Genomic DNA, 18521 nt, shown 5'->3' with positions numbered 1-18521 from the left:
CGATGTGGACGCTGTCGAGGCGCACGGCACCGGGACCACGCTGGGCGACCCGATCGAGGCCGACGCGCTGATCTCGGTCTACGGCGGCGACCGCGCCGAGCCGCTGTGGCTGGGCTCGCTCAAGTCCAACATCGGGCACTCGCAGGCCGCGGCCGGGGTCGGCGGCGTGATCAAGATGATCATGTCGATGCGGCACGGCGTGCTCCCCAAGACCCTGCACGTCGACGAGCCCACCCCGCACGTCGACTGGTCCGGCGGCGCCGTGGAACTGCTGACCGACGCCCGTGCGTGGACCGACCGCGACCGGCCGCGGCGGGCCGCGGTGTCCTCCTTCGGCATCAGCGGCACCAACGCCCACGTCATCATCGAGGCCCCCGAACAGGAGCCCGCCGCCGCGCCCGCCGCGCCCGCCGCGCTGGTCCCGGTCGTGGTCTCGGCGCGCGGCCCCCAGGCCCTCGCCGCCCAGCTCGACCGCGTTGCCTGCCACGTCGAGCGGACCGGTCCGGCCGCGGGCGACCTGGCGTTCAGCCTCGCCACCACCCGCGCCCGCCTCGACGACGCCGCCGTGGCCGTCGTCCCCGGCGACGCGGACCCGGCCGACCTGGCCGAGGCGCTGCGCACCGCGACGCCGCTGGCCCCCGCCCGCCCCGGCTCGCTCGCCGTGGCGTTCACCGGGCAGGGCTCGCAGCGCGCGGGCATGGGGCGCGACCTGCACGCGGCGCACCCGGTCTTCGCCGAGGCCTTCGACGAGGTGGCCGCCGCCGTCGACGGCCCGCTCGGCCGCTCGCTGGCCGAGACCGTGTTCGGCGGCGCCGACCTGGACCGCACCGAGTTCGCCCAGCCCGCGCTGTTCGCGCTCGAGGTCGCGCTCTACCGGCTCCTGGAGTCGTGGGGCGTGCGGCCCGACGTCCTGGTGGGGCACTCGATCGGCGAGGTCGCGGCCGCGCACGTGGCCGGGGTGCTGTCGATCGCGGACGCGGCGACGCTGGTCGTGGCCCGGGGCAGGCTGATGGGCGCGCTGCCCCCGGGCGGGGCCATGGTGTCGGTGCGGGCCGCCGAGTCCGAGGTCCTGCCGCTGCTGACCGGGCGCGAGTCGCGGGTCGGGATCGCCGCGGTGAACGGGCCGGGGTCGGTGGTGCTCTCCGGCGTCGAGGACGACGTGCTCGTGGTCGCCGAGTCGCTCGGCGGCGGCAAGCGCCTCACGGTCAGCCACGCGTTCCACTCGCCGCTGGTCGAGCCGATGCTCGAGGCGTTCGGCGAGGTCGTCTCCGGGCTGGTCCTGCGCCCGGCCGGGCTGCCGATCGTGTCCACCGTGACCGGGCGGGTGGAGCCCGCCGAGCGCTGGGCCGACCCGGGGTACTGGGTCGAGCAGGTCCGCGCGGGCGTCCGCTTCCACGACGCCACGCTGGCCGTTCTCGACCACGGCGCGACCACGGTCGTGGAGGTCGGCCCGGACGCCGTCCTGTCCGGACTGGTCGGCGCCGTGCTGCCCGACGCCGGGCTGGCCGCGCTGCCGTCGATGCGCCGCCACGAGCCCGGCACGCGCACCGTCGTCGCACTGGCCGCGGCCCTGCACGCCAGGGGCGCCGGACTGGACTGGACCCGGCTCGTGCCCGGCGCCCGCCCGGTCGCGCTGCCCACCTACGCCTTCCAGCGCGAGCGGCTGTGGCTGACCCCGACCGCGCCCACCGCCCCGGCGAGCGGCTTCGGCCTGACCTCGCTCGCGCACCCGGTGCTCGGCGCCGCCATGGCGCTCGCCGGCGGCGGCGAGGTCGTGTTCACCGGCGTCCTCGACGAGCGCGCGCAGCCCTGGCTGGCCGGGCACGTCGTGGTCGACGCCCCGGTGCTGCCCGCCGCCGGGCTGGTCGAGCTGGCCCTGCTCGCCGGGGCCGACGTCGGCGCCCCGGTGCTGGCGGAGCTGGTCGTGGCCGCGCCGGTCGTCGTGCCGCCCGGCCGGTCCGTGCGGGTCCAGGTCCGCGTCGGCGCCCCGGACGAGGGCGGCGACCGGTCCGTGACCGTGCACGCCAAGGTCGACGACCCGGCGGCGGTCTGGGTCGAGCACGCGGGCGGCACCCTGTCCACTGAGGACGCCACGGTGGTCCCGGTCCCGGCGGGCGCCGGGACCCCGGTCAGCACGGCCGACCCGGCGGTGGGCCGCTACCGGGTGCACCCGGACCTGCTCGACGCGGCGCTGCGCGCCGAGCCGGGCGCGGACGGCCTGCTCGTCCCCGCCCGCTGGCGCGGTGTGCGGCTGCTGTCGGCCGCGACCCCGACCACCGCGCACCGCGTCGGGTCCGGCGTGCTGCTCACCGACGCCGCAGGCGATCCCGTGCTGGCCGCCGCCGACGTCGAGTTCGCCGAGGTGCCGCTGGACCGCTTCGCCGCCGGGGCCGCGCCGCACCACCTGGTCTGGGTGCCGCTGCCCGACCCGGGCGGGCGCACCGGGCCCGCCGAGGCCGCCGAGGCCACCGTGCTGCGCGTCCCCGCCCACGGCCCCGGCCCCGACGAGGCCCGCCGGGTCGTCGCCGAGGTTCGGGCCGCGGTCGAGGCGCGCATGGCCGGGACGGGCACCCTGGTCGTGCTCACCCGCGACGCCGACACCGACCCCGTCGCCGGGGCGGTCCGCGGCCTGGTCCGGGCGCTGGCCTGCGCCGCGCCGGGCAGGGTCGTCCTGCTCGACGCGCCGACCGGCGACCCGGACCTGGCGGTGCTGCTGGCCTCCGGGGAGCCGGAGGCGGCCCTGCGCGACGGCGCCCTGGTCGTCCCGCGCCTGGCCCGCGCGGGCAGCGCCGCGCCGCCCGCCTGGGACGACGTGCTGACCCTCGGCGGGACCGACGACCCGTGGGCCACCGCCGAACAGCTCTGGCCGCTGCGTGAGCGGCCGGGCGCGGTCGTCGTGCTCACCGACGTCGACGGCGTCACTGGCGGGCCCGACCCCGACCGCGCCGCGGCGGCCGGGTTCGCCGCCGCCGTCGTCGCCCGCAGGCGCGCGGCGGGCTTGCCCGGCACGGCCGTGGCCTGGGCGGGCGCGGACGACCCGACCGGGTTCCGCGCCGTCGAGGCCGCCCAGCGCACCGCCCTGCTCGCCGGGGCGCTCGCGGTGGACCAGGCGTGGGTGGCCGCGCCGCCGCTGGCCCTGCCCGCCACCGCCACCCCGCTGCTGTCCGGTCTGCTCGCCCCGGCGGCGGACGAGCGCGCCCCCGCGCCCGCCGCGCCGCTGGCGCTCGACGGGCTGCCCGCCGCCGACCGGGCCAGGGCGGTGCTCGACCGGGTCCGCGCCGAGGTCGCCGCCGTGCTCGGCCACGCGGGCAGCGCCGCGGTCGGCGCCGATCGGACGGTGTCCGACCTGGGCTTCGACTCGCTCACCGCGGTCGACCTGCGCAACCGGCTCGCCGCCGCCACCGGGCTGCGGCTGCCCGCCACCGTGGTGTTCGACCACCCGACCCCCGCCGCGCTCGCCGACGAGCTCCTGGTCCTGCTCGACGCGGCCGCGGGCGACCCGCTGCGCGACGAGGTGGACCGCCTCGCCGCCGCCGTGGGCGCCGGGACGGCGGGCGACCGCGCCGCCGCGGCCGTCCGGCTGCGCGCCCTGGCCGCCGAGCTGGACGCGGCCGACCGCGCCCCCGCCCGCGTCCCGGAGCCGCCCGTGCCCGCCGTCGCCGCGGTGGACCTGCGGGAGGTCTCCTCCGACGAGCTGTTCGCCTTCATCGACAACCAACTCGGCCGCTCCGCGGGCTGATCCACGGCTCAACCTAGGGAGAATCATGTCCACCAACGACGAAAAGCTCTTGGACTACCTGAAGTGGGTCACCGCGGACCTGCAGGAGGCCAGGCGGCGCATCGCCGAACTGGAGGCCGCGGGCCCGGTCGAGGCCGAGCCGGAGCCGATCGCCGTCGTGGCGATGGCCTGCCGCTACCCCGGCGGCGTGTCGTCCCCGGACGACCTCTGGCGGCTGGTCGACAGCGGCCGCGACGGCATCAGCGAGTGGCCCGCCGACCGCGGCTGGGACATCGACCGGCTCTACGACCCCGAACCGGGGCGGCCGGGCAGGTCCTACACCCGCCACGGCGGCTTCATCGGCGCCGCCACCGAGTTCGACGCCGCGTTCTTCGGCATCTCCCCGCGCGAGGCGCTGGCCATGGACCCGCAGCAGCGGGTGCTGCTGGAGACGGCGTGGGAGCTGTTCGAGCGGGCGGGCATCGACCCGGGCACCCTGCGCGGCAGCGACACCGGCGTGTTCGCGGGCGTGGGGGAGCAGAGCTACCTGGGACTGGCCGGGCCGCAGGAGCTCGAGGGCTTCCTGATGACCGGCAAGCTCTCGAGCGTCGCCTCCGGCCGCCTGTCCTACACCTTCGGGTTGCAGGGGCCCGCCGTCACCGTCGACACCGCGTGCTCGTCGTCGCTGGTCGCCCTGCACCTGGCCGTGCACTCGCTGCGCTCCGGTGAGAGCGGCCTGGCGCTGGCGGGCGGCGCGACCGTCTACGGCTCGCCCGCGGGCTTCGTCGAGTTCTCCCGCCAGCGCGGCCTGGCCCCCGACGGCCGCTGCAAGTCCTTCTCCGCCGACGCCGACGGCACCGGCTGGTCCGAGGGCGTCGGCCTGCTCCTGCTGGAACGGCTGTCGGACGCGCGCGCCAACGGCCACGAGGTCCTCGCCATCGTGCGCGGCACCGCCATCAACTCCGACGGCGCCTCCAACGGCCTCACCGCCCCCAGCGGCGCCGCGCAGGAGCGGGTGATCCAGGCCGCCCTCGCCGACGCCCGCCTCGGCCCCGCCGACGTCGACGCCGTCGAGGCGCACGGCACCGGCACCCGCCTCGGCGACCCCATCGAGGCGGGCGCGCTGCTCTCGGCGTACGGGCAGCGCCGCGCCGAGCCGCTGTGGCTGGGCTCGCTCAAGTCCAACATCGGCCACAGCGTCGCGGCGGCGGGCGTCGGCGGCGTGATCAAGATGATCATGTCGATGCGGCACGGCGTGCTGCCCAGGACGCTCAACGTCGTCGAGCCGACCCCGGTCGTCGACTGGGCGGCGGGCAACGTCCGCCTGCTCGCCGACCCGCGCCCCTGGCCCGAGGTCGCCCGCGCCCGCCGCGCGGGCGTGTCGTCCTTCGGTGTCAGCGGGACCAACGCGCACGTCATCATCGAGCAGGCCCCCGCGGTGGCGGCCGCCGAGCCGGTCCCGTTCACCGGCCCCGCCCCGCTGCTGCTGTCGGCGCGCGGCGAGTCCGCCCTGCGCGCCCAGGCCGCCCGCGTCGCCCGCACCCTGCGGTCCGGCGACTGCTCCACCGCGGACCTCGCGGCGACGATGGCGGGCGGGCGGGCGGGCTTGCCGGTCCGGGCCGCGGTCCCCGCCGCGGACGGCGAGACCCTGCTCGCCGCGCTCGACGCCGTCGCCGAGGGCGCGACCGCCCCCGGCGTGGTCTTCGGCGAACCCGTCCCCGGTGGGCGCACCGCCGTGGTGTTCAGCGGACAGGGCGCCCAGCGGCCGGGCATGGGGGAGCGGCTGCGCGAGCGCTACCCGGTGTTCGCCGCGGCCCACGACGAGGTCGCCGCCGCGCTGGCCCCGCACATGGACCGCCCGCTGGCCGAGGTCGTCGGCACCGACGAGGTGCACCGGACCCGCTACACCCAGCCCGCGCTGTTCGCCTTCGAGGTCGCCCTGTGGCGGCTGCTCGAGTCGTGGGGCCTGCGCCCGGACCTCGTGGCCGGGCACTCCCTCGGCGAGATCACCGCCGCGCACGTCGCGGGCGTGTTCGACCTGCCCGACGCCGCCGCGCTGGTCGCCGCCCGCGCCCGGCTCATCGGCTCGCTGCCCGAGGGCGGGGCGATGCTCGCCGTCGCCGCGCCGGAGGACCGGGTGCGCGCCCTGGTGGCCGACGTGCCCGGTGTGGACGTCGCCGCGGTCAACGCCCCCGCCGCCGTGGTGCTCTCCGGTGTCGCCGAGCGCGTCGACGTCCTCGCCGCCCAGTTGCGCGGCGACGGGGTGCGCGTCAAGCGGCTCCCGGTCAGCCACGCCTTCCACTCCGGCCTGATGGACCCGGTCCTGGACGGGTTCCGCGCGGTCGCGGAGTCGGTCACCGCGCGCCCGCCGGTGCTGTCCCTGGTCTCCGCGCTCGACGGCTCGCTCGTCGGCGGCCGGGTCCTCGACGCCGAGCACTGGGTCCGCCACGTCCGCGACGCGGTCCGCTTCGCCGACGCCGTGCGCACCCTGGCCGAGCAGGGCGTCACGGCCGTCGTCGAGGTCGGCCCGGACGCGGTGCTGACCCCGATGGTCGCCGCCACCGTGCCCGACGTCGCCGCGGTGGCCGTGCAGCGCGCCACCGAGCCCGAAGTGGACTCACTGGTCCGGGGCCTCGGCGAGGCGCACGTGCGCGGCGTCGTCCTGGACTGGAAGGCCTTCTTCGGCCGCGCGGGCAGGCCCGCCGCCGTGCCGACCTACCCGTTCCAGCGGCAGCGCTTCTGGGTCGAGGACACCGGTGAGGGCGCCACCGCCCAGGACCTCGGCGTCGGCGTCCCGGGGCACCCGCTGCTCGACGCCGTCGTGGGCGTCGCCGGCCGCGACGAGGCCGTGCTCACCGGCCGGGTCACCCGCGCCAGGATGCCGTGGGCGGTGGACGGGGAGGTCTCCGAGTCCACCCTGGTCACGCTCGCGGCCCGCGCGGGCGACGAGGTCGGCGCGCCCCGCGTCACCCGCCTGTCCGTCGCCACGCCGCTGGTGCTGCCCGCCCGCGGCGGTCTGCACCTGCAGGTCCGGGTCGGCCCCGAGGTCGCGGGCGGGCGCGAGGTCACCGTGCACAGCCGCCCCGACGACGGCGACCACGCCTGGGCCGCGCACGCCACCGGCCGGGTCACCGCCGCCGGGCCGCGCCGCGCCGTCGACACCGCGCCCTGGCCCGGCGCCGCCACCCCGGTGGGCGACCGGCCCGCCGTGGCAGGCGTGGAGGTCCGCGGCCTGTGGCGCGACGGCGAGCACACCCTCGCCGAGCTTGCCCTGACCGGGTCCGCCGCGGGCCACGCCGTGCACCCGGCCCTGTTCGACGCCGCCCTGCTGGCCGCACTCGGCCCGGACGTCGCCGCGGTGGAGTGGACCGGGTTCGAGCCGCAGGCCGACGGCGCCACCACCGTCCGCGCCAGGGTCGCCCACGCCCCGGACGGCACCGCGTCGATCCGGCTCACCGACACCGCGGGCGGCGCGGTGGCCGAGGTCGAGCGGGTGCGCCTGGCGCCACGCGACGCCGCTGCCCGCGACCGGGCCCGGCTGCGCCCCTACGACGGGCTGATGCGCACCCACTGGTCGCCGGTCCCGCCGCCGGTGGCCACCCCGCTGCGCTGGGGCGCGCTGGGCCAGGGCCCGGCGGGCGCGCTGCCGCTGACCGGCCTGCCCACCCCGGGCCAGGTCGACGCCGTCGTGGCGGTGTTCCCGACCGGGGACGCGGGCGTGCTCGACGGGCTGCACCGGCGCGCCGCCGACGTGCTGGCGCTCATCCAGCGCTGGTCGGCCGACGAGGCACTGGCCGACGTCCCGCTGGTCGTGCGCACCCACGGCGTCGTCGACGTCCTCGGCGAGGGCGTGGCCGACGTCGCGGGCTCGGCGCTGTGGGGCCTGCTGCGCTCGGCCCAGTCGGAGAACGCCTGCCGCGTCGTCCTGCTCGACGCCGACTCCGATGTGGACACCAGCGTGCTCGACGCCGTGGTGGCCACCGGCGAACCGCAGGTGGCCGCGCGCGGTGGGGAGCTGCTCGCCGCGCGCCTGCGCCGGGTCGTCGCCGACAACGCCGCCCCGCCGTCGGGCCGCTGGGACCCCAGCGGCACCGTCCTGGTCACCGGCGGCACCGGCACGCTCGGCGCGCTCGTGGCCAGGCACCTGGTCACCGCCCACGGCGTGCGGGACCTGGTGCTCACCAGCCGGTCCGGGGCCGCAGCGCCCGGCGCGGCCGGGCTGGTAGACGAGCTGACCGGGCTGGGCGCGCGGGTCGAGGTCATCGCCTGCGACGCCGCCGACCGCGACTCGCTGCGCGCCGCGCTGGCCGCCGCCGCCTCGCCCGTCACCGGGGTCGTGCACACCGCGGGCGTCACCGACGACGGCCTGATCGGCGCGCTGACCCCCGAGCGGCTCGACAAGGTCCTGGGGCCCAAGGCCGACGCCGCGTGGCACCTGCACGAGCTGACCCGCGAGCACCCGGTCACGGCGTTCGTGGTGTTCTCCTCGCTCGCCGCCGCGATCGGCGGCGCGGGCCAGGGCAACTACGCCGCCGCCAACGCCTTCCTCGACGGCCTCGCCGCGCACCGCGGCGCCCTGGGCCTGCCCGCGACCTCGGTCGCCTGGGGCCTGTGGTCGCCCACCAGCGGCGTCACCGCGCACATGGACGACGCCGACCGCAAGCGCGTCGAGCGCGCGGGCTACCGCACGGTCGAACCGGCCGCGGGCCTGGCCATGCTCGACGCCGCCCTGCGCGCCGGGCCCAGCGCCCTGGTGGCCGCCCCGGTCGACCAGGTCGCGCTGCGCGCCCGCCCCGAGCAGGTGCCGCCGGTGCTGCGCGCCGTGGCGGGCCTGCCGTCACGGCCGCGGGCGGGGGAGGCGGTCGCGGGCGGCCCCGGCCTGAGCGAGCTGCTCGCCGGGCTGGCGCCCGCCGAGCGGCTCGCCGAGATCTCCGCCGCCGTCACCGCCACCGTGGCCGACGTGCTCGGCGCGGGCCCGGCGGATGTGCGCGGCGGGCAGGTGTTCCCCGACATGGGCTTCGACTCGCTGCTGTCGGTCGAGCTGCGCAACCGGCTCGCCACCCTGACCGAGCGCCGCCTGCCCGCGACGCTGGTGTTCGACCACCCGACCCCGGACGCGGTCGCGGCCTACCTCGACGGCGTCCTCGGCGACGGCGCGACCGCCGCCAGGACCGTCGACTTCGCCGCCGACGTGCGCCTCGACGACGCCATCCAGGTGGAGGGGGAGGTGGTGGACTGCGCGACCGACCCGCGACGGGTGCTGCTGACCGGGGCCACCGGCTTCCTCGGCGCGTTCCTGCTCCGGGAACTGCTGCGCGCCACCGACGCCGTCGTGCACTGCCTGGTCCGCGCGGCCGACGCGGCGCAGGCCCGGGCCCGGCTGGTGGACAACCTGCGCTGGTACCGGCTCGACGCCGAGGTCGACCTCGACCGCGTCGTCGCCGTCCCCGGCGACCTGGCGTCCCCGCGGCTGGGGCTGACCGAGGACCAGCACGACGAGCTGGCCCGGGAGATGGACGCGGTCTACCACGCCGGGGCGGGGGTGAACTGGCTGCTGCCCTACCCGGACCTGCGCGCGGTCAACGTCGTCGGCACCGAGGAGGTCCTGCGGCTGGCCGCCCGCCACCGCACCGTCCCCGTGCACCACGTGTCGACCACCGGCGTGTTCGCCGGACCGGCCACCCCGGGCGTCCCGCTGGCCGTCACCGACGTCGCCGGGCCGCCGGAGGCGCTGCCCAGCGGCTACGTGCAGAGCAAGTGGGTCGCCGAGCAGATGATCGACCTCGCCCGGCTGCGCGGTCTCCCGGTCTCGGTCTACCGGGTGGACCTGATCTCCGGCGACCGGACGACCGGCGCCTGCCAGACCCGCGACTACGTCTGGCTGGCCGTCAAGGGCCTGGTCCAGGCCGGGGCCCGCCCCGAGGGCCTGCGCGGCGACCTGCACATGGTCCCCGTCGACTTCGCGGCCTCGGCCCTGGTCCAGCTCTCCCGCCAACCCGCCCAGTCCGCGCGGACCTTCCACATCGACAACCGGGACCACCTGTCCTTCGCCACCCTCGCCGACCACCTGGCCGACTTCGGCTACCCGCTCCAGGAGCTCCCGGTCGGGCAGTGGCGCTCCCGCATCACCGCCGACCGCGACAACCCGCTGATCACCCTCCTCGACGCCTTCGACATGATGCTGGCCGAGCCGGAGGGCTTCTACCCCGCCATCGACACCTCGGAGACGGAGGCCGCCCTCGCCGCCTCGGGCATCACCTGCCCCGGCCTGACCCCCGACCTCGTCCGGACCTACCTGGGCTTCTTCGTCGAGTCCGGCTACCTGCCCGCCCCCACCGCGCTGGTCGCCGCACCCTGACCCGCGCCCGCGCCACCGCCCGGCCCCGGGAACACCTGGGGCCGGGCGGTGGCGCCGCCGTCAGTTCTGGTTCTGGTAGGCGAGGTCGAGGTACTCGGGGTGGCGGTTCATCCAGCCCGCGATGAACGGGCACGTCGCCAGCACGCGCACGCCCCGCGACCGGGCGTTGTCGAGCGCGGCCCTGGCCAGCGCGGCGCCCACGCCCTTGCCCTCGAAGGCGGGGTCGACCTGGGTGTGCGGCAACACCACCAGCCCGTCGCCGTGCATGTACTCGGCGAACCCCGCCACCTGACCGTCGACGACCGCCTCGAAGCGCTTGCGCTCCGGGGAGTCCCTGACCTCTACCTCTGCCATGGCACCGACGGTACTCGCCGCGCGGGCGGGGCGGGGCCACACCCGCTCCTGCGCGATCGCTCCTTGGTCGAAGCCCTGGCCTCCACACGTGACCAGTGCCGTCACGCCCGCGACCTGCACACGCTCATGGCCGATCTGCCCAGCCCCGCCGACGTGGGCCGCCATCGCCCAGCGCGCCTCAGCCGTCGAAGCGCACCACCGGGTAGCGGCGGTCCCACCGGCCGGAGTGCCGCGGCGAGGAGTGGTTGAAGTGGCTGAACGCCTCCGTGGCCAAGGTCTCCACGATCGGCCGGTCGGGCAGGTTGTACTGCCACGGCAGGCCGGGGGCCCCGGTGTGCGAGCCCAGCACCGCCCCGGCCAGCGCGCCGACCAGCGCGCGGTTGCCCGCGTGGGTGACCGCCCGCTTGAACGCGAGCCGGGCCAGGTGCTCGAACCCCGACACCGCCGCCAGCGACTGGAGCAGCACCGTCAGCGGGTCGTGGCCCGCGCCGAACCTGGTCGGTTCGGGCATGTCCGGCACGCCCGAGTAGTTGAACCGGCTCAGCTTCACCTCGACCCCCTCGACCTCGGTCTCCTGGGCGACCATCCAGAGTCGGTTGTCCAAGGGCTCCTTGCGCATCATCTCGGAGAACACCACGGCCAGGTACTCGGTCGCGGGCCCGTCCTGCTCGGCGGTGAGCCCGGCGAGGCCGCGCGCGGCGGCGCGCAGGCCGTCGGCGGGCTCGGTGTAGGGGCCGCCGACGAGCAGGGCGGCGGGCAGCGCGGCGATCAAACCGATCGCCGTGGTGTCCTCGATCGGCGGGACCGGGCCGAGGACCTTGGGCAGCAGGCCGTCGGTCGCGGTGAGGCCCACCGAGGCGGCCGCGCGCACCTGCTCGACCGTCGGCCGGTCGTGGCCGTTGCGGATCAGGCCGTCGGTCAGCGCCAGCAGCCGCCGGGTCAGCGGTCCGATCGGCAGCACGTCGGGGGCGTCGAACGGGTCCTGCGGGATCGAGCCCAGCGCCTCGCCGATCGCGAAGCCCAGGTAGGAGCCGAGAACCTTCGGGAAGCTGTAGCGCCACCCGTAGTTGTGCTCGAAGCTGAGCTTGCCGAACGCGTCGACCAGGGGCACGAACCCGCCGTCGTCGTCGAAGCCCGCGCGCAGCCCGGCGCTGAACAGGTCGGCGGGCACCTCGCGGCCCGACTTGAGCCACAGCCCGCCGCGCACGATCGAGCGCACCTGCTCGTCGGACAGCTCCCACCCGTTCGTCCTGGCCTCGCGGATCGGGAACTCCGGGCGCGGCAGGTTCCCGGTCGCCCCGATCTCCGCGGCGGTCTGCCCGATGAACTCGGTCATCTCCTCGGTCTGGTCGTAGCGCGTCCCCAGCTCGTCAACCGGCTCGAACACCCGGGGGTAGTCCCGCAACGTCGCCACCAGGTCCCCGGCGACGAACCGGTCGAGCCGCTGCGCACCCCGGATCAGCACCTCGGCGTCGGCGGGCACCTCGTGCACGTAGACAGACAGCGAGACCCGCCGGTAGAACACCCCGTCCAGGGTCGGCCCGAGCGCCAGCGGGCTCGCGTACACGTCGTGCAGGCTCGTGTGCTGGCGCACGTACCCGTCCATCTGGGTCAGCGCGATCAGGAACTTCCGGTCGTCGAGCCACCACGCGTTCCGGAAGACCAGCAGCCACTCCAGCGGCAGCGTCGGCCTGCGCATCCCCTTGCGCAACCCGCCGCTGCGGTAGTCGGGGTTCGCGATCTGCTCACCGGTCTCCGGGTCCTCCCACGCCACCACGGCGTCCGGCGGCACCCCCAGGTACGCCAGCCCGGACTCGGCGAACTCGGGATCGATCAGCTCGATCAGGTGGCGCTGCCCCGGCACCCGCGCGGGTGTGCTCACCATGTCCGGCCGCGGCGGCGCGTCGCGGAGCTGCCCGTCCGGCTCGCGCACGATCAGCCCCGGCGCGGGGAACAGGTCGGCGTCCGGGTTCGTCCCGTCCAGGTACGCCCGCGAGTTGTACGGCACCAACCACCCGTCGGGCACCCGCCGGACGTTCTCCCGGTCCACCGCCATCCGCGTCAGCTCGCTGAGCCGCAACCACTCCTCGACCCGTGCGACAGCCTCATCGGCGTTCACGACCCATCCCCCTTCTCGCTCACTGCTCGTCGTCCCCCGTCATGTCGTGCCCTCCGCGCCGTCGGACTTGGGCCAGCCCCGCCACCCCGTGGCGACGTTCAGCGGCTGCTGACCCGCGGCCCGGCGGCGGTCGTCGTCCTCCCACAGGGCGAACGTCCGCTTCCGGATCGACTGGACGAGCACCCGCTCGCCGTCGGTGAGCCGCCTGCGGCCCTCGGCCTTGACCCGGTCGTAGATCGCGTCGACGGTGTCGTAGAGGGCGAAGGCCGGGCCCGTGCCGGTCAGTTGCTCCCGGACACCCTCGGTCTGCCAGCGGTACTGCTCCTCCGGCACGGCGGAGATGTAGCTCGTCGTGGTCGCGCTGGTGACCTCGAAGATGAGGTCGTCGTTGCGCTCGAACACACCCGTGTCGCGGTTGAGCAGGTAACCGCGCTCGGTGTGGTCCTCGTCCACCTCGATGCGGTAGCTCGTGCCCCCGTACCGGTAGTAGCTGGTGTGCGCCACCGTCATGTCCCGCCTCCCTCGATCGTCCCGCCCGCCTCGCCGAACGCCGCGCCGAACAGCTCCCGCTCGCGCCCCAGGATCGAACGGATCAGCGCCTGCTCCTCGGGGGTCATCCGCACCGGGAGCCGGTCAGCGGGCGCGCGGCCCGCGTTCTCGGTCGCGACCCGCTCCTCGGCCATGGCCTTGATGTCGCGCCGCACCTCGTACAGCGCGTGCTCGTACTTCGCGACCTCGTCGATCGCGTGCAGGTGCAGCCGCAGCTCCCCGACGTGCGTGCCGCCGTCGGGCAGGGTCATCCGCACCGAGAGCTGCAGGTCCCGGTACCCGCTGCTCTGCGGCGCCCGGAACCGGTCCTCGAACGACACTATCTGGTACGGGCTGTTCGGCCGTTCCGTGATCTCGACCAACTTCGCCAGCCCCCGGTAGGCGTCGCCCAGGGTGTGGAACTGCACCTTCGACCCCACCAGGTCGGTGAGGTCCGCAGGCGTCTTGCCCGGGGCGCTGGCCTTGTCCCACGCGCGCCGGTGACTCTTCTCCGAGTGGCGTGAGTGCGCTGTCCCGTCGCTGACCTGCGCGACCTCCTCGGCCAGCGAGTGCAGCATCGCCTGCTTCTCCGGCCACCCCTCGAACAGGCTGTCCATGTAGGACCGCCGGTAGCTCTCGTCGTCCCGCCTGCTCGGGTCGAAGCCACTCTGCACGACGTCGTCGGTACGCAGGTCGGCCATCGTCTGCCGCACGGTGTCGGACACCGACCGCTGCTCGGGTGTGAGGTCGGCGGGCCGCGGTGAGCCCGGTCCCGTGACACTCTCGACCAGGGCCTCGACGCCACCCGGGTGGTGCAGGAGTTCGTCAACGCACTCGCCGAGGATGGTCACGGCCTCCGGGTAGCGCAACACGTTCGCCAGCGCCTGCGGCCGTTCGAGCAGGGAGCGCTCGAGGAACGGCACGGCCTGCATCGTGCCCAGCAGCTCGGGGTGCCGGGGCAGCAGGATGGCGATGGCCCGGCCGACGTGCTCCCGGTGGTCCTCGCCGTTGGTCCGCAGCGCCACCTTGGCCGACTCGTCGCGCTGGCTCGCCTTGTCGGCCTCGGCCATCGCCGCCACGACGTCGGCCCGCCGCAGGTACTCGTGGACCTCCTCGATGGAGGGCACCCGCCGCCGCGCCGCCGCGTCGCCAGTCGGCTGCCCCGGCTGGTCGGTGCTGCCGAAACCGTGTCCCCGCTGGGCGTGCGGCTCCGGTCCGCCCGCGCCCTGGGCCTGGTGCCTGCGGGCGACCTCGGCGAGGTCGTAGGGCAGCAGCCGCACCCGGTGCGCGTTGTCCGGCAGGTGCAGCAACCTGTTCGACTGCCCGTCGACGAACGCCACGCCGTGGCGGGTGTGCACCACGTCGGCCACGTGCTTGTAGGTCGCGCCGTCGGACCCCCGGAACTCGATGGCCACCACCGCCCGCGAGGCGAACGGCCGCGTGCGCATCTCGCGGATCACGCTGTCGAAGTCCCGGTGCTCCTGCCACTGCCCGCCCAGCCTGCTCTGGACGTACTCCAGCGTCCCGTGCGCCTCGAGGTCCCTGGGCAGCACCGGGCCCGCGGCCGTGTCGATGCCCGCGTGCCGCAGCGCCGACGCGGTGGTGGCCCGGGTGCAGTTGGTGTGGAACCCGTTGGCGTACCCGTGCGGGTGCCGGAAGTGCGGGTTGACCCGCGCCAGCTCCGGGTGCTCGTCGGCCAGGTACCGCGCCCCGTCGAACGGGTGCGCCGACCCCGCGTGGATCGCCGCCTCGAACGGTGGCCGCGTCGGCCTGGCCAACCGGGTCCAGTCCCGCGACGGGCCGATCGCCACTTCTCGGAGCTGGGTGAGGTCGCCCGCGGCTTGGCGGTGGGGGAGGCGTTGGGGGTCCTCTGGTGGGTGGTTGTGCGGGTTGTGGGGCAGGTGGGCGGTGTGGCCGGGGCGGTTCAGGGCTGCGGTCTGTGGGGCGGTGCGGCCGAAGGGCGTCGACTGGCCGGTGGGGTGGCCCGCGCCTGCTGGGGTGGTGGGCCTGGTGTGGTCCGGACTGGTGTGCCGGGGCTCTGGGGGGCGGGTGCCGCTGTTGTGCGGGGGTGCGGTCCCGGGGGTGTTCGTTGAGGGGGGCGCGGTGTGGCGAGGCGGTGTCGGTGCCTCGGTGTGTCCGTTGTGGCGGGTGGGTGTTCCGGGGAGTGGGGGCCGGGTGTTGCTGCTGAGCTGGGTCGGGGTCTCGGTGTCGGTGCGGCGGGCGGGTGTCTCCGGGGATGGGGGTCGGGTGTCGGTGCTGTTCCGGGTCGGAGTCCCGGGTGTGTTGGTGTGGTGCGGTGGTGTCGGCGCCTTGGGGGTGGTTGGTGGTGTGTCGGTGTGTGCGTTGTGGCGGGTGGGTGTTTCTGGGGGTCGGGTGTCGGTGGTGTGTTGGGTCGGAGTCTCGGGTGTGTTCGTGGTGTTGGTGCGGTGCGGTGGTGTCGAGGTCTCGGGGGTGGCGTCCGATGAGGTGGGTCGGCCGTCCGTGCCGTGGTGGCCGAGGGGTGTCGGTGTGTCCGACACGGGGGGCCGGGTGTTCGCGTCCGCGTGGTCGGGGCGAGGGGACTCCCGGACGGGCTCGGGGTCCGATTGGTCCAGCCGGTCGGTGAGTGAGGGCGTCCGGCGCGGGGTGTCCGGCTTCTCGGGTGTCCGGTCGGTGGCGGACCGGTCCGGTTCCACGGGCCCGGGGACGCCCGCGAGCGCGCCCGCGATGCCTGTCTCGGCGCCGCCCGCGCCGTTCTTCTTGGCGGCCTCGGCCTCCCGGCGGGCCGCCTCCACCTTGTTGACCTCGCGGCGCCGGGCCAGTTCCGCGTCGGCCTCGGGCTTGGCCAGGTACTCGGGGTCGCCGGGGACGACCTCCTTGACCCGGATGACCGTCCGCTCCTGCGCGGTGCCCTCGTCGAAGACCTGCTTGTCGACCGTGTGCCACTGGCTGCCCGGCTTGCTGATGCCCTCCCGCTCACCCGGCTTGCTCGACAGCGCCTGGATGTCCCGCGCCGTCTTCGACTCGATGTGGATCTCCACAGCCTTGCCGAACTGACTGCTCTCCACCCCGTCGCCCTTGATGGTCGCACTGACCAGCGCGGGCTCGACGGTCGTCTTCCCCACCTCGTACTGCGCCGCGATCAGCCGCGCCCCCTCGACCCCCTGGGACGAGTTGACCCCCCGCACCATGCTCAACGCCCGCGGCGGCAACTCGTTGATCGCCGAGACGATCGCCCGGTTGGCCAGCGTCATCTTCTCGAAGTTGAACGACCGCTCGACCGGCCCCACCCGCATGGCCCGGTTGACGTGGTCGAACACGTCGTGCTCGGTGTACACGTGCAACGCCATCGCACCCGCGTCGGACACCCCCGCCATCGCCGGGGACCTGTCCCGCAACCGCAGCGCGTTCGCGGTCACCTGCTCCTCACGACCCGCGTGCTTGTCCATCAACGCGCAGAGGGCACGCCTGTCCTCCCCCGACGCCCGGAAGTCCGGGTCGTAGAGGTAGCCCTCGTCGACGGTCGAGGACTGGCCGCCCTCGAGCGCGGAACTGATGGCCGACTCAGTGGGATCGGCGTGGTCTTGCGTCGGCTGGTGCTGAGGGGCGGTGTCCTGTGGGTCGAAGGCCCGGCACGGGGTGGCTTGGGGTTGACCATTGTGGACCGGAGCGGGCGTGTCTTGCCCCTGCCGGCTCTGGGGCTGGCCGTTGTGCTCGTTGTCCTGGTGCGGACCACGTCGACCGAGGTCGCCCTGAGCTGGGCCACTCCGGTGGGGGGCGTCCTGGGCGTTGCCCGGGGGAGTGCTGTGGGCCGGGACAGTCCGGTGCGGGGGGCCGCTTCTGGTTGGGGCACCCTGGTTCGGATCGCCGACATGGGTCTGGGCCTGCCGGAGTGGACCGGTCGGGTTGGGGCTTGCGGTGGGAGGGCTCTGCGGCTCGGTGTCGCGGTGAGGTGTGCCCTCCTGGGAACCGGATCGGGAAGGCGCACCGCCCCGGTCGGGGGCGTTGTGGTCGGGGGCAGGAGGGCTGACGGAGCCTAGGTGGTGTGGTGCGCCGCCCGGGCCTGGACTCGTCTGGCGGGGAGCAGGTCGGTCAGCGGGACCGCCGGTTTGTTGTGGCGTGCCCCGATTGGGAAGGCTGCTGCTGGGGCCGGTTTCGCCGGGACTCGGCTGGCCACCGAGCCTCCGGTCGGTGCCGGGCTGGTGAGGCGTGGCCTGGTGTGGGAGGCCATGGCGTGGGCCGGTGTGGTGGGTGCTGGGCTGGCGGGGCGTGGTTTGGTTCTGGGGTCCGTGGAATGGGCCGGTGTGCTTGGTGTTGGGTTGGTGGGGCGCGGTTTGGTGTGGGAGGTCGTGGTGTGGCCCGGGCTGGTTGGTGGGGTTTGGATTGGGGCCGGGCTGGTGTGGTGCGCCTCGATTGGTCAGGCCCTGGTGCTGGCCGGTGTGCCCTGGGCCGGGCCTGGTGGGCAGGCCCTCGGCGAGGTTCCGCTGGTCGGGCATGCCGTGGCCTGGGCCGGTGCGGCTGGGGTCGGCCTGGTTGGGCGCGCCAAGGTGGTGACCGGTGCTGTTGGGGTCGGCCTGGTTGGGCATGCGCCCGTTAGGACCCATGCGGTTGGGGCCAGGCTGGTTCGGCGCCCCGTGGTTCGGCAGGCCGCGGTTGGGGTTGCCCGGGTTGGGGCCGGGCTGGATCGGCGCGCCTCGGTTGGGTGCGCCTGTGTGATTGAGGTTGCCCCGGGGCGGGGCGTAGTGGCGCGGGGGGTTCTGTTGCCCGCCGTGCGGATTGGGCTGTTGCCGCTGAGGACGGGGGCCGGGCGGCTGTGGGGGGCGTGGGCCCTGGTGCTGGGGCGGCGCGGGGGGCATGTGGTGGCGCGGGCCGCGCTGGGGCGGCACGCCACGGTGGTGCGGGGCGTTGCCGCCGCCCATGGGGGGCGGGGGTTGGTGGCCGAAACCTTGTCCGCCTGCGGGTTGCTGACCGCGGTTGTGGTCGGGGCCTGCCTCGGGGGCGAAGCCGCCGGGGGCCATGCCGAAGCCGCCGGTCGCCGAGCCTGGGGTGGTGCCGTCGGGCCTGGTTGTGGCTGGGCGGTTGCCCCCGGATTCGGTGGAGCCGCTTGGGTTGGGGGTGCCTTGGACCGCATGGCCGGTGTTGGCCGCGGACCCATGCGGGCTTCGTCCGCTCGCGGGGTCGCTGCCGTGCTGTGGCGAGTGCGGGCCGGGGGAGCCGTCAGCGGGGGTGCGGAAGCCGCCGCTGGATGTGGGGGAACCGTGGCCGGGGGCGGCGGGGTTGCCAGCAGGGGTGTGGCTGCCACCAGAGGTGGGACCGCTGTTGGAAGGGGTGCCGCTGGCTGGGTGGCCACCGCTGGGCACGGACCCGTTGCTAGGTGCGCCATGGGGAGAGGGACTGCCGCTGGGTGTGGGGTTGCTGCCGGGTGAGGGTGCACCGCTGGGTGAGGGGCTGCTGCCGGGTGTGGG

General features: G+C 75.8%; 6 protein-coding genes. 2 read left to right on the top strand and 4 right to left on the bottom strand.

Going from position 1 to position 18521, the window contains the following annotated elements; translation table 11 throughout:
- Nucleotides 1-3739: acyltransferase domain-containing protein (locus tag GCL84_RS03115; protein WP_156753802.1), on the top strand; the 3739-nt coding region annotated here is incomplete at its 5' end.
- A 25-nt stretch (nt 3740-3764) separates the two neighbouring features.
- Nucleotides 3765-10076, top strand: coding sequence for a type I polyketide synthase (locus GCL84_RS31105; protein WP_156753801.1), 6312 nt, complete (start codon nt 3765-3767; stop codon nt 10074-10076).
- Between the two features lie 60 nt (nt 10077-10136).
- Here GCL84_RS31105 and GCL84_RS03105 read toward each other — a convergent pair whose 3' ends face one another.
- The 4 genes from GCL84_RS03105 to GCL84_RS03090 form a co-directional block, all read right to left on the bottom strand.
- Nucleotides 10137-10430, bottom strand: a complete 294-nt coding sequence (locus GCL84_RS03105) for a GNAT family N-acetyltransferase (RefSeq protein ID WP_156753800.1) — start codon at nt 10428-10430, stop codon at nt 10137-10139.
- A 178-nt stretch (nt 10431-10608) separates the two neighbouring features.
- On the bottom strand, nt 10609-12549 hold the full coding sequence (locus GCL84_RS03100) for a YrhB domain-containing protein (RefSeq protein WP_156753799.1): 1941 nt from the start codon (nt 12547-12549) through the stop codon (nt 10609-10611).
- A 39-nt stretch (nt 12550-12588) separates the two neighbouring features.
- On the bottom strand, nt 12589-13059 hold the full coding sequence (locus GCL84_RS03095) for a hypothetical protein (protein ID WP_156753798.1): 471 nt from the start codon (nt 13057-13059) through the stop codon (nt 12589-12591).
- On the bottom strand, nt 13056-16475 hold the full coding sequence (locus tag GCL84_RS03090) for a toxin glutamine deamidase domain-containing protein (protein ID WP_156753797.1): 3420 nt from the start codon (nt 16473-16475) through the stop codon (nt 13056-13058). Before GCL84_RS03090 ends, GCL84_RS03095 begins: the two co-directional genes overlap by 4 nt.
- Between the last annotated feature and the right edge of the window lie 2046 nt (nt 16476-18521).

The sequence above is a fragment of the Actinokineospora pegani genome (assembly GCF_009745975.1).
GTDB classification, from domain to species: Bacteria; Actinomycetota; Actinomycetes; order Mycobacteriales; family Pseudonocardiaceae; genus Actinokineospora; species Actinokineospora pegani.
The sequence above is the reverse complement of the archived record's forward strand: the minus strand, read 5'-3'. Positions and strand labels throughout refer to the sequence as shown.